General features: G+C 71.2%; 13 protein-coding genes. 8 read left to right on the forward strand and 5 right to left on the reverse strand.

What is annotated here, in order from left to right:
• The 3 genes from GXP76_RS29405 to GXP76_RS29415 form a co-directional block, all read right to left on the reverse strand.
• Positions 1–1,212, reverse strand: a 1,212-nt coding sequence (locus GXP76_RS29405) for a HAMP domain-containing sensor histidine kinase (RefSeq protein ID WP_242574658.1), incomplete at its 3' end; no start/stop codon positions are given.
• A gap of 2 nt (positions 1,213–1,214) precedes the next feature.
• Positions 1,215–1,955, reverse strand: a complete 741-nt coding sequence (gene cseB / locus GXP76_RS29410) for a two-component system response regulator CseB (RefSeq protein ID WP_242574659.1) — start codon at positions 1,953–1,955, stop codon at positions 1,215–1,217.
• The gene (locus GXP76_RS29415) at positions 1,955–2,725 is read right to left on the reverse strand and encodes a hypothetical protein (protein ID WP_242574660.1); all 771 of its coding nucleotides are present in this window, start codon (positions 2,723–2,725) and stop codon (positions 1,955–1,957) included. The genes cseB and GXP76_RS29415 overlap by 1 nt, the downstream gene beginning before the upstream one ends.
• Positions 2,726–2,881: 156 nt before the next feature.
• On the opposite strand from GXP76_RS29415, the gene GXP76_RS29420 reads away from it, so the two are divergent.
• The 5 genes from GXP76_RS29420 (at position 2,882) to GXP76_RS29440 (ending at position 6,629) form a co-directional block, all read left to right on the forward strand.
• Positions 2,882–3,202 carry a hypothetical protein gene (locus tag GXP76_RS29420; protein ID WP_242574661.1) on the forward strand — a complete coding sequence of 107 codons (321 nt, stop codon included), beginning with the start codon at positions 2,882–2,884 and terminating at the stop codon, positions 3,200–3,202.
• A 34-nt stretch (positions 3,203–3,236) separates the two neighbouring features.
• Positions 3,237–4,262 carry a MerR family transcriptional regulator gene (locus GXP76_RS29425; RefSeq protein ID WP_242574662.1) on the forward strand — a complete coding sequence of 342 codons (1,026 nt, stop codon included), beginning with the start codon at positions 3,237–3,239 and terminating at the stop codon, positions 4,260–4,262.
• A 96-nt stretch (positions 4,263–4,358) separates the two neighbouring features.
• Entirely contained in the window at positions 4,359–4,769 is a 411-nt protein-coding gene (locus GXP76_RS29430) for a DUF3592 domain-containing protein (RefSeq protein ID WP_242574663.1), read from the forward strand.
• A gap of 43 nt (positions 4,770–4,812) precedes the next feature.
• Positions 4,813–5,748: an AraC family transcriptional regulator gene (locus GXP76_RS29435; RefSeq protein WP_242574664.1), complete on the forward strand. Its 936-nt coding sequence runs from the start codon at positions 4,813–4,815 to the stop codon at positions 5,746–5,748.
• A 56-nt stretch (positions 5,749–5,804) separates the two neighbouring features.
• Positions 5,805–6,629 (forward strand): NAD(P)H-dependent oxidoreductase, encoded by an 825-nt coding sequence (locus GXP76_RS29440; RefSeq protein WP_242574665.1) that lies wholly within the window; start codon positions 5,805–5,807, stop codon positions 6,627–6,629.
• A 75-nt stretch (positions 6,630–6,704) separates the two neighbouring features.
• On the opposite strand, the gene GXP76_RS29445 is transcribed toward GXP76_RS29440, so the two are convergent.
• Both GXP76_RS29445 and GXP76_RS29450 read right to left on the reverse strand, forming a co-directional pair.
• Positions 6,705–7,427, reverse strand: coding sequence for a chitinase (locus tag GXP76_RS29445; protein WP_242574666.1), 723 nt, complete (start codon positions 7,425–7,427; stop codon positions 6,705–6,707).
• Positions 7,428–7,643: 216 nt separating this feature from the next.
• Positions 7,644–8,162: a lytic polysaccharide monooxygenase auxiliary activity family 9 protein gene (locus GXP76_RS29450; RefSeq protein WP_242574667.1), complete on the reverse strand. Its 519-nt coding sequence runs from the start codon at positions 8,160–8,162 to the stop codon at positions 7,644–7,646.
• A gap of 706 nt (positions 8,163–8,868) precedes the next feature.
• On the opposite strand from GXP76_RS29450, the gene GXP76_RS29455 reads away from it, so the two are divergent.
• The 3 genes from GXP76_RS29455 to GXP76_RS29465 form a co-directional block, all read left to right on the forward strand.
• Entirely contained in the window at positions 8,869–9,948 is a 1,080-nt protein-coding gene (locus GXP76_RS29455; protein ID WP_242574668.1) for a LacI family DNA-binding transcriptional regulator, read from the forward strand.
• The gene (locus tag GXP76_RS29460) at positions 9,942–11,243 is read left to right on the forward strand and encodes a sugar ABC transporter substrate-binding protein (RefSeq protein ID WP_242574669.1); all 1,302 of its coding nucleotides are present in this window, start codon (positions 9,942–9,944) and stop codon (positions 11,241–11,243) included. The genes GXP76_RS29455 and GXP76_RS29460 overlap by 7 nt, the downstream gene beginning before the upstream one ends.
• 13 nt (positions 11,244–11,256) lie before the next feature.
• Positions 11,257–12,153 (forward strand): carbohydrate ABC transporter permease (locus GXP76_RS29465; RefSeq protein ID WP_242574670.1); only part of this gene is annotated, 897 nt, incomplete at its 3' end.

Below are 12,153 nucleotides of genomic sequence, written 5' to 3' on the forward strand. Positions count from 1 at the left end.
CAGTCGGAGCGTGGCCAGTGCGCCGCCGTCCGGTGCGTTGGTGAACGTCAGTGCGGCGCCGATGACTTGGGCCTGGCCCAGTGCGATCGTGAGGCCGAGCCCATGACCCGTACCGCGCTCGCGCGCGCCGGTCCGGAAGCGCTGCGGGCCGTCGTCGAGCAGCGAGGCCGGGTAACCCGGGCCGTGATCGCGTACGTCCACGGTCCTGCCGTCGCCGGACACCGTGATCTCGACGGGTGCCCGGCCGTGCCGGTGCGCGTTGACCACCAGATTGCTGAGGATGCGCTCCAGCCGTCGCGGGTCCGTCCGTACCTGCGCCGCCCGCGTGTCCCGCCCCTCCGAGAGGATCTTCGCGTCCAGTCCGGCGCGCGCCACGACATCCCTGACCAGCGGTTCCACCGGACACGGGGACAGATCCGCCTGTTCCGCCCCCGCGTCCAGCCGGGATATCTCCAGCAACTCCTCGACCAGCGTGCTCAGCACCCGCACCCGGTCGCGCACATAGCCCTCCGCCTCACCCTCCGGCAGCAGTTCGGCCGCCGTCACCAGACCCATCAGCGGCGTACGCAGCTCGTGCGCCACGTCGGCGGTGAAGCGCTGCTCGCCGAGGAGTCGTTTCTGGAGCGCCCCGGCCATGGAGTCCACGGCCGTCGAGATGTCGGCGATCTCGTCGCGCGGACGGGCTCCCGCCCCGATCCGCGCGTCCAGGTCCCCGGCCGCGATCCGGCGCGCGGTCCCGGCGGCGGTACGCAGCCTGCGGCTCATCCGGCCGGCGGTCAGCACGCCCAGCGGCACCACCACGGCGGTGGTGATCAGACCGGCGACGACGATGCTCGCGTCGAGCGCGCCGATGTCCCGCATCGTGGAGGACAGGTCGACGCGCACGGACAGCACCCGGCCGTCGGCGGGTCTGGCCGCCCACATCGCGGGCCCCCCGGAGCCGTCGGCGAACTCCGTTCCCCGGTGCCCCTGCGCGACCAGCTTCCGCAGACCGCCGGGCAGCCCCGGCGCGTCGAGGACCGCTCCCGACCCCTCGATGTCGCCGGTACGGGCGTAGGTCACCGCGGCCCGGTCGAGGGTGACCCGGGCGGCCTCACGCGCCTGCGACAGCTCACGGTCCCGCGAGAACTGGTGGACCAGCACACCGACCGCCGCGGCGACCGCGCAGGCGGCGGCCGCCACCAGAGCCGTGATCCGCCATCTCAGGGCCATCGTCAGCGCCGCAGCTTGTAGCCGAAGCCGCGGACCGTCTCGATCCGGTCGGCGCCTATCTTCGCCCGCAGGCGCTGCACATGGAGGTCGACCACCCGGGTGTCGCCGTGCCAGGCGTGGTCCCACACCCGGCTGAGCAGGGTCCGCCGCTCCAGTACGACTCCGGGTGAGCCCGCGAACTCCAGGAGCATCCGCAGCTCGGTGGGCGTCAGCGCGACGACCTCGCCCGCGCGGCGCACCTCCATACCGCGTGTGTCGACCGTCAGATCGCCGAACGCCAGTACGGCGGAGTCCACTTGCCCGCCGTTGCCCGCGCCCGCCCCGGCGGTGGCCGGGGTGAACGACGCCCGCCGAAGAAGTGACCGGATACGGGCGACGAGCACCGCGCTCTCGCAGGGTTTGACCACGTAGTCGTCCGCCCCTGCCTCCAGACCCGCCACGACGTCCAGCGCGTCACCGCGCGCGGACATCATCAGGATCGGCGCCAGGCTCAACTCCCTGACCCGGCGGCACAGTCCGATGCCGTCGAGGTCGGGCAGCATGACGTCGAGCAGTAACAGATCGGGGTCGGTCTCCCGGAACATCTCCAGGCCGGTGAGCCCGTCGTCCGCCGTGGACACGGTGAATCCGTAGCGCTCCAGGAGCATCCGTACGGTGTTGCGGATCACGTCGTCGTCCTCGACGAGGAGCAGACGTGCCTCGGCCGCCGTGGCGGGCGGGGAGCGACGTGCCGCCGGCGTCATCACGGTGTCGGCTCCCCGGCGCCGGTGTCGGTACCTGTCCGTGGCCGTGGAACGGGCTCGGCCTCCCGCGGTACCGCCTTCTCGGGTTCCAGCGGGTCGGGCGCCCGCGTCCCTTCGTTCGACGACTTCCACGGGTTCTCGACGGTCATCACCTCGCCGTTCCACCGGTAGCGGGTGGTGACGCGGCCGTTCTGGCCCGTCGAGGTCAGGATCAGGTCCGTGCCGAAGGTCTCCCCGGTGAGCCCCTCCGGACCCCAGTTGATCAGCACCGGCCGCACGGTGTCGCCCGAAGCCCGGTAGACCTGAATGAGGGTCAGCCCGGAAGCGGGTTCGTCCAGCGCCACCACCAGCTCGTCCCGGCCGTCGGCCGTCAGATCGCGGTACACGGCGTCCCGCAGACCGCACGTGGCCCCCGGGCAGCCCCGGAGCGCGAGGTGTACGAACTCGGGGACGTTGGGGTCCTTCGCCAGCAACTCCCGTACCGGCACGTCCTTGAGCCCGCCCGCGGGGACACTGACGTCGCGCACCGGCAGATACGGCTCGAAGGGCCGGTCGTCGCTCCCGTCCGTCGGCGGCACCGGCGGCGCGTAGTCCGGCCACAGGGGTGCCGACCTGACCGGCGGCGACAGCCTGGGCGCCGGACCGTCGTCCCGCGCACCGGTCTCGGCGGCGCAGCCCGCGACGCCGAACAGGGCCGCCGAGACGGCCAGAGCGGCGACGACGACGGGCCGCCCGGGACGCGAGGGGTCGAAGTGGGGGAGACGGCGCATAGACGGATCAGCGTACCGGTGCGGGTACGGCGGGCCCCGCGCACGTCCGCCGGGCACCGACCGGGAATCCGGGCGGCCGGGATCCTGAACACGCGGGAGGAGACGCCCGTATCCCTCTGTGCACCTCCGCCCCCGTCATGTCGAGGAGACCAGGCCATGAACGAGCACCACAATCTGCAAGCCCTCCCGGACGGTGAGGCCGAACTCCGTCTCGTCGTACGGCTCCAGTGGGAGGACGTCGCCGCGCTCGGGCAGGAGGCCGGCCGGCTGGCGCACCAGATGCAGCGCCCCGTGAGTCTCGACGAGGCGGTCAGCCACCGGCTGCGCGGTCGCTCGGCCGCACACGCCAAACCCGCGCAGGATCCGGGCCGGCCCGTCGGGGCGCCACCGGCCGCGGTGTCGGCGCTCGCGGGCCGCACGCCGGGCGAACACGCGCGGCAGGCGATAGAGAAGATCAACGGGACCGAATCGGCTTGAGTCTCCACCTGCTGGAAGCAGCAGACTCGGTCGCATGAACGACGACAGCCCGAGCGCCGGCAGTCCGAACGCCAACGGCCCGAGCGCCGAGCTCACCATCGGGCATCTGGCCCGCCGCACCGGCATGTCGGTACGGACCATCCGCTACTGGTCCGACCTCGGGGTGCTGCCCCCGGTCGGCCGCTCACCCGGCGGCTACCGGCTGTACGACGCCGAATCCGTGGCCCGGCTCGAACTCGTGCGCACGCTGCGCGAGTTGGGCCTCGGACTCGACGACGTGCGGCGGGTCCTCGCGGGCGAGACGAGCGTCGCCGAGGTCGCGGCGGTGCATGTGGCCGCCCTCGACGCGCGGATCCGTGCCCTCAAGGTGAGCAGGGCCGTCCTGTCGTCCGTCGCGAAACGCGATTCAACGACCGAGGAGACAGCACTCATGAACAGACTGGCCCGTCTCTCCGCCGACGAGCGCAGACGCATCATCGAGGACTTCATGGAGGAGGTCTTCGGAGGTCTCGACATCGACGACGAACTGCGCGGCCGGCTGCGGCACGCCGCCATCGACCTGCCGGACGACCCGACTCCCGACCAGGTGGACGCCTGGATCGAGCTGGCCGAACTGCTCCAGGACGCCGAGTTCCGCGCCGGGATGCGGACGATGATGCGGCTCAACTCGCCGCTGCCCGGCACCGGCGCAGCGCCGCCGGGCGCCTCCATCTGGTTCGCGAGGCAGGTCGTCGAGGTCGTGGGCGAGGCCCGGAAACGAGGGGTCGAGCCGACCGGACCGGAGGCCGCCCGGGTCCTCCACGACCTGTTCGGGGACGCCGACCCGGCCCAGGTACTGCTGCGCCTGGAGGCCGGCTCGGCGGCGGGCGCCGTGCGCTACCGGCAACTCGTCGCGCGAGTCAGGGGACGCGAGCCGCGGCCCGCCCACACCGGAGAGTTCGACTGGCTGGCCACGGCGCTGCGCGCCGAGACCGCCGTCCGAGCGCCCACGCGGCGGGTTCCACCGTCTCGACGGCGGGTGAGCGCGGGACCCGCTGACCCGAGTCACCCGCGCCGGTGACGACAGCCCTACTCTGAATCCGACCGCCGCCGTGCGCCGGGTGGCCGGCGAGCGGCGGCCTCCACGGGGCGTCCTGACCGTAGGGAGTGTGCACCTGTGCCCGACTGGCTGTTTCCCCTCGCGTTCGCCGGCGTCGGCGCCGCCGTCTTCGTCATCGGCTTCGTCGGTCTCCGGCGCTCCTACGCCCTGCGGCGCGAGGGTGTCCGGGCCGAAGGCTGGATCGTCCGGCTGGAGACGACCTCCGACGGGCAAGGGGGCTCCGTCCACCGTCCGGTGGTCGGCTGGGTCACCGCCGAAGGCCGTCGCATGGAGGTGGAGTCCGAGTACGGGCGCTCCTGGGTGGGCAGGTTCCGCCCCGGCACCCCGGTCCGGATCCGCTACGACCCGCGGCGCCCCGAACGGATGCGGATCGACGGCTACGGCCACGGCGTACAGGTCGTGTTCATGCTGGTCGGCGCCGCGTTCATGGCGGGCGGGCTCTCCGTGGCGCTCCAGCTGCCGGGGTGAGGACGCCGGCCCGCCGGCCGGCCGGCTGCGTACGCTGAACGCCATGGATGTGCTGACCGACCTGCTGGACGGGGTACGGGCGCGCGGCGCCCTGTTCAGCCGTACGGCCATGACGTCGCCGTGGTCGCTGCGGTTCGCCTCCGGCGCGCCGCTGACGCTCGCCACGGTGCTGCGGGGCCGGGCGTGGCTCGTCCCCGCCGAGGGCGACGCGGTGCGCGTACGGCCCGGGGACATCGCGCTGATCCGGGGATCGGCGCCGTACACCGTGACCGACGACCCGGACACCCCGCCGCACACGGTGATCGGCCGGGCCGGCTACTGCGGCATGAGCGATCCGGCCGTCGTCCCCGACGACGGCACCGTGCTGCTCAGCGGCGCCTACGACAACCCGGGCGGCGTCAGCGAGCGGCTGCTGCGCGCGCTCCCGCCCGTGCTGGTCATCGCCGACACCGACTGCCACTCACCCGTGCTCGCGCTCGTCGCCGCCGAGCTGACCCGCGACAGCCCCGGCCAACAGGCCGTCCTCGACCGGCTGTTGGACCTGCTGCTCATCTCCGTACTCAGGGGCTGGTTCGACCGGCCGGGGACTGCGGCGCCGGCCTGGTACCGGGCGTCGGACGACCCGGTGGTCGGACACGCGCTGCGGCTGCTCCACGACCGTCCGGCCGATCCGTGGACGGTCGCGAAGCTCGCGGCCGAGGCGGGAGTCTCACGCGCCGCGCTGGCCCGCCGCTTCACCGAGCGGATCGGTGAGCCGCCGATGACCTACCTCACCGGCTGGCGCATCTCGCTCGCCGCCGACCTGCTGCGCGGTACGGACGACACGGTCGGCGCCATCGCCCGCAGGGTCGGGTACGCCAACACCTTCGCGCTGAGCGTCGCCTTCAAACGCCTGCGCCGGATCACACCGAGCGAGCACCGTGCCGCCGCCTCCGGCACCCGGGAGGCGTCGACGGGCGGTCGTAGCATGGAGGATTGACCGACTGATCAACCGATCGACACTGCCGTCGTACCGAGGGAAGGAAGTGGCCGACCGTGCGGGTGCTCTGGCTGTACGCCCACCCCGATCCGCGCTCGCTGAACGGGGCGCTGCGCGACGAGGGGATCGCCGTGCTCCGTGAACACGGGCACGAGGTGATCGAGTCCGACCTGTACGCGATGGAGTGGAACCCCGTGGTGGGGCACGGCGACTTCCATCACGACCCCGGCGAGCGTCTCGACGTCCTCACCGAGTCCCAGGCCGCACTGGAGAACGGCACGCTCAGCGAGGACATCCGCGCGGAGCAGGAGAAGCTCCTGTGGTCGGACACCCTCGTCGTGCAGTTCCCGCTCTGGTGGTTCGGTCCGCCGGCGATCCTCAAGGGCTGGTTCGACCGGCTGTTCATCCAGGGCTTCGCGCAGGGTGTGCTCGACCCCGAGACCGGCAGGGCCCAGCGTTACGGCAGCGGCGGGCTGGTCGGCAGACGGGCGCTGGTACTGACGACGGTCGGCGCCAACGCGGCGACGACCGGACCGCGCGGAATCCACGGGGACATCAACGAGGTGCTGTTCCCGCTGCTGCACGGCACGTTGTGGTACCCGGGAATGACGGTCGTGCCGCCGCTCGTCGTCAACGGGGCGGTCCGACTGGCCGAGGCAGAGTACAAGTCGGCCGTGGATCAGTTGCGGCAGCGGCTGCTGACGCTCCCCGAGACCGAGCCGATTCCGTACCGCAGCCAGAACGGCGGTGACTACGACGAGCATCTGGTCCTTCGCCCCGACCGGGCACCGGGCGAGGAGGGCATCCATATCCACTATGCCGCCGGCGGCATGGACGAGCGGTGCGAGCGCACCGGCGGCGACGACGAGGCGGACAGGTAACGCCGACGGGGGTGGCACCGCCGACGACGGCGGTGCCACCCCCCGCTCCTGCTCTCAGGAGCCTCAGGAGCCGGTTCAGCAGCTGAGATTGCCACCCGGATCGACGCCGAGGATTCCGGCGAATTGACGGTAGCTGTCAATGCGGCTCTGCACCTGGGCGGGGTTTCCGCCATTGCACTCGATGCTGCCGTTGATGCTGCGGATCGTCTCACCGAATCCGGCGCCGTTCACCATGGCATTGTGCGGCGTCATGGTGCCGGGACCGGTCTGGGTGTTCCAGTACCAGAGGCCGGTCTTCCACGCGACGGCGGAATCGTTCTGCACGAGGTCGGGGTTGTTGAGCAGATCGATGCCCAGCGCGTCCCCCGCCGCCTTGTAGTTGAAGTTCCAGCTGAGCTGGATCGGACCGCGGCCGTAGTACTTGTCATTGCCCGCCGGGCAGCCGTAAGGCTGCGAGGCGTCGCAGTAATGCGGGTAGTTGGCCGTGTTCTGCTCGACGACATGCACGAGTCCACCGGTCTCGTGACCGACGTTGGCCAGGAATGCGGCGGCCTCCTGCTTACGTACGGTGTCACTGCCCGTCCCGGTGAATCCCGGGTACGCGCTCAGCGCGGCGTTCAGCCCGCCATAGGTGTAGAAGGAATTCCTGTTCGGGAACATCTGGTTGAACTGCGACTCGCTGACGATGAAGTCTGCCTTGCCCTCTTCGGCCGCCGACGACATGGGGGCGAGCGAGGTCAGGGAGAGAGCGGCGGCCGATGCCGTGGCGGCGAGCAGGCCGATAAGGCGCTTACGCAAGGGATTCACTCCTTGGAAGGGCCTCGGAACGTGCCGCGGCCCAGGTGTGGGGGGTGGGGCGAGCTGCGCCGGTGAGCCCCTTCAGGCAGGTCAGGGGCTCACCGACGCGAGGATCGGACACGGTCCGGAGCAAGGAGGGCGCCGGAGGAGGACGTTCGGGCGGTCAGTGATTCTTCGGCGGAGGGATCGTGGTTACCGGCCCCGCGGGAGAATTCGTCAGCCGCCGATGTTCACGTCGATGCACGCGTAGAACGCGTTCACGGTGTCCGAGATGTTCCAGACCGCCAGGACCTTCTGCTTGCCCGACAGGCCGCCGAAGTTCACGTTGTGGGTGACCGTCGCGCCGGGCTGCGCGCCGCCGTCGTTGAATTCCGCGACCTTCTGGCCGCCGACGAAGTACTGCCACGTGCTGGTGGCATGCCGGGCGGTGATCTTCCAGTTGAAGTCCTGGCTGGAGCCGATCGGCGTCACCGCCCAGCCCTTGTTGTCGTCGTCCAGTTCGGAGAAGCGGGAGTTCCCGCCGCTGCAACTGGTCAGACCCTTCGGGCCTTCCACGCTCTGCGGCTCGTACTTGATGTCACCACAGCTTACGGTTCCGGCGGCGCACTGGGCCTGCCTGCTCGCCGGGTCCGAGATGTAGCCGTGGGCGCTCGCGGAACCCGCCGGAAGGCTTATCGCGACGATCGGCGCGATCACCGCACCGAGGGCGACGGCCATCTTCCTCTTCGAATGCATGCGTTACTCCTTCACATTAGGTCTTCCCCGGCGTACCGGTCCGTGGGGGGACATGAGTACGCCCGGGCCGGCCTCTCAGGGGTGGGGCCAAGAGGCGCGAAGGGCCGTGGCGCGGGCCCCTGTCCGAAAGCGCTGAATAACGCGCGCATTCGGCAAAGGTCTTTACCACTTGGCCTAGACCATACAGGCCGCCGCGTTCACGTCAAGAGTCCTGTGTGAACGATCAGTTGGACCGCTGTGCGTCACCGTCCTGGCCGGTCGGCCCGGGTGGAGGAGGGGCGCGACAGGGCCGTCCCCCGCTCGTGGCCGGTGACAGACCGCGAACGGGGGACGGGGTGGGGGAAGCGGATTCTCAGACGTCGTGGGTGACGCCCCGCGCCGTGCCCGCGAGCACCACGTTGCGCCATCCGGGACCTGGATATGTGCGGCATATGAGGGGCCGTCCGCCGTGGGTGCGGCGCGCGGCGGCTCCGAGTGGTCACCGTGCGTTCGATGTCGTCCCGACCCTTGACATCCCTGGCACCAAACCGGTTCAGTACTGCCATCGCGTTCGAGTTAAACCGGTTTAAACAATCGATGTCGCGGCCGTTGCCGCGGTCGTTGTCGCGACCGAAGTGGCCGTCGGCGGCGCCGACGGCGACGGCGTACCGCCGTCGGACTCGGCGTCATCACACTCGTCGTCACGAAGAAGTGAGGGAGGGGCTCCATGGACCGGCGTCCGACGATCGCCGACGTGGCCAAGCGGGCCGGGGTGTCACGCAGTTCGGTCTCCTTCGCCCTGAACGACCGGCCCGGACTCGCCGAGGAAACCAAGCGGCGCATCCTGGCGGCGGCACAGGAGCTGGGATGGCGGCCCAGCCGGCCCGCCCAGGCGCTGTCGCGCGGGGTGGCCGGGGCGCTGGGACTCGTACTGGCCAGGGACACCGAGGCGATCGGCGCCGACCCGTTCTTCCCCGCCTTCATCGCGGGCATCGAGTCCGTGCTCGCCCGCCGCGGCGACGCCCTCGTCCTGCACGTCACCGAACCCGCCGACGAGGACGCCACCTACCGCCGCCTCGCCGCCGACCGCCGGGTCGACGGCGTACTCCTCACCGACCTGCGCGTCGACGACCCCCGCCCCGCGCTGACCGCCGAACTCGGCCTGCCCGCCGTCGTGGTGGGCGACCCCGGCGGCGCCGGGGGACTGTGCGCCGTCGGGCTCGACGACCGGCCCGCCTTCGCCGCCGCCGTACGGGAGCTGGCCGCCCTGGGCCACCGGCGTATCGCGCACGTCGCCGGCCCGCAGGAGTTCCGTCACGCGCGCCGCCGCCGCGAGTCCTGGGAGCTGGCCATGCGGGAGGCGGGACTGCCCGAAGGGCCCGTCCTGCCCGGCGGCTTCACCGCCGCGGGCGGCGCCCACGCCACCCGCGAACTGCTCGCACTCGCCCCGGACCGCCGCCCCACCGCCGTGATCTACGCGAACGACCTCTCCGCGACGGCCGGACTCGCCGTCGCGCAGCGCCTGGGACTGACCGTCCCCGGCGATCTGTCGGTCGTCGGCTACGACGACACCCCGCTCGCCGAGTACACCCACCCGCCGCTCGCCTCCGCGCGCGCCGACGCCCTCGGCTGGGGAGCCGCCGCCGTCCGCGCCCTGGACGAGGTCATCGCGAAGGGACGGGCCGACGACGTCGCGCTTCCCCCGGCGGAGCTGGTGCGGCGCGGCTCCATGGGCCCCGCGCCCGGCGCCGGCACCGACGCCTCCGCCCCGAGCACCACGACCGTACGGAGCGAGACGCCATGCTGAGCACATCCCGCACCAGGAAGACCGCGGCCGTCCTCCTCGCGCTCGCCCTCACCGGCGGCGCCGCCGCGTGCTCCCGCTCCGGCCCCGACCGCGTGAGCGCGGCCACCGCGCGCGGACCCATCACCGTATGGCTCTCCAACAACGCCCAGGAGGTCGCCTGGGGCGAGAAGATGATCGCGAGCTGGAACAAGGCCCACCCCGACCAGCACGTCACGTCCCAGCAGATACCCGCGGGCAAGACCTCCGAAGAGGCGCTGAGCGCGTCGATCATCGCGGGCAACAGCGCCTGTCTGGTCTTCAACACCTCGCCCGCGTCCGTCCCGCAGTTCCAGAAACAGGCCGGGCTCGTCCCGCTGGACGACTTCCCCGACGGCGCGCGGTACATCGAGTCCCGCACCGGCCCCCGCGCAGAGCAGTACCGCTTCGAGGACGGCTCCTACTACCAGCTGCCCTGGAAGAGCAATCCGGTGATGATCCTCTACAACAAGGACATCTTCCGGAAGGCGGGACTCGACCCCGAGAACCCGGAACTCGCGACGTACGACGAGTTCCTCGACAGCTCACGGAAGATCGTCTCCAGTGGCGCGGCGGACGCGGCGATCTGGCCCGCGCCGACCTCCGAGTTCTTCCAGTCCTGGTTCGACTTCTACCCGGCCTTCATCGCGGAGAGCGGCGGAAAATCCCTCGTCGACAACGGTGAGCCCCAGTTCGACAGCCCCGCCGGCAAGCGCGTCTTCGACTTCTGGCGGACCGTCTACCGCGAGAAGCTCGCCCCGAACGAGACCTTCCCCGGCGACGCGCTCGGCGGCGGCAAGACCGCCATGTCGACCGTCGGGCCGTGGGCCGTCGCCACGTACAAGGACAGCATCGACTGGGGCGTGGTCCCCGTGCCGACCTCCGACGGCCGCCCCGCCTCGGAGATCCCCACCTTCAGCGACCAGAAGTCCGTCGCGATGTTCAGCGCCTGCGAGAACCGCGCCACCGCCTGGGACCTGATGAAGTTCGCGACATCGCGCGAGCAGGACGGCGCCTTCCTCGCCGGCACCGGACAGATGCCGATGCGGCCCGCCCTCCTGCGCACCTACGCCGACTGGTTCGCCGAGAACCCCGACTACAAGGAGTTCGCCGACCAGGCCGACCGGACCGTCGAGGTCCCCGCCGTCGCCGGCTCCATCGACGTCTGGCAGGCGCTGCGCGACGGCTGGACCCGCTCGGTCGTCTTCGGCCGCGAACCCACCGGCGAGGAGCTGCCCCGGCTCTCGCGGGACATCACATCCCTCCTCGACGAGTACTGAGGACTGAGGCCGTATGAGCACCACCGGCATCCCCGCCCCGAAAAGCGCCTCCCCCAAAGGCCGGTGGCGCCCGCGCCTCCCGCGTATCGGCGTCCTCTTCGTCTCGCCGTACGTCCTGTTCGTCACCGCCGTGTTCGCCGTCCCCCTCGGCTACACCATCTGGATCTCGTTCCACCGCTTCTACTTCACGGCGCCCGGCACCGACATCGACACCCCCTGGGTCGGACTGCGCAACTACCAGGACGTGTTCAGCGATCCCGTCGTCCAGCGGTCCTTCCTCAACATCGCGATCTTCCTCGTGATCAACGTGCCGCTGACGGTGGTGCTCGCACTGGTCCTGGCGAGCGCGCTCAACGCCAAGCTGCCCTTCCGGTCCTTCTTCCGCGCCGCCTACTACCTGCCGTACGTCACGGCGAGCGTGGCACTGGTCGCCGTGTGGCAGTACATCTTCGGCGCCGACGGACTCCTCAACACCGTCCTCGGCGACCTCGCCCCCGACCCGTCCTGGCTCGTCAACTCGACCCTCGCCATGCCGGTGATCGCCGTCTTCGTCACCTGGAAACAGCTCGGCTTCTTCGTGATGCTCTACCTCGCCGCGCTCCAGAGCGTCCCCAGGGAGCTGTACGAGTCCGCGTCCATCGACGGCGCGGGCCGCGTCCGCTCCTTCATGTCGGTGACCGTGCCCGGCGTACGCCACGCCACCACCCTCGTGATGGTGTTCGCCATCATCACCGGCGCCAACCTCTTCAGCGAGCCCTATCTGCTCACCGGCGGCGGCGGGCCCGACCACGCCTCGTCGTCGCCCGTCCTCGTCATGTACCAGAAGGGCATCGAGCAGGCCCACCCCGACTTCGCCGCGGCGCTCGGAGTCGTGCTCGTCGTCTTCGTGGTCGTACTCGCCCTGGTAGCC

The sequence above is a fragment of the Streptomyces sp. NP-1717 genome (assembly GCF_022695985.1).
In the GTDB taxonomy this organism is placed as follows: Bacteria; Actinomycetota; Actinomycetes; order Streptomycetales; family Streptomycetaceae; genus Streptomyces.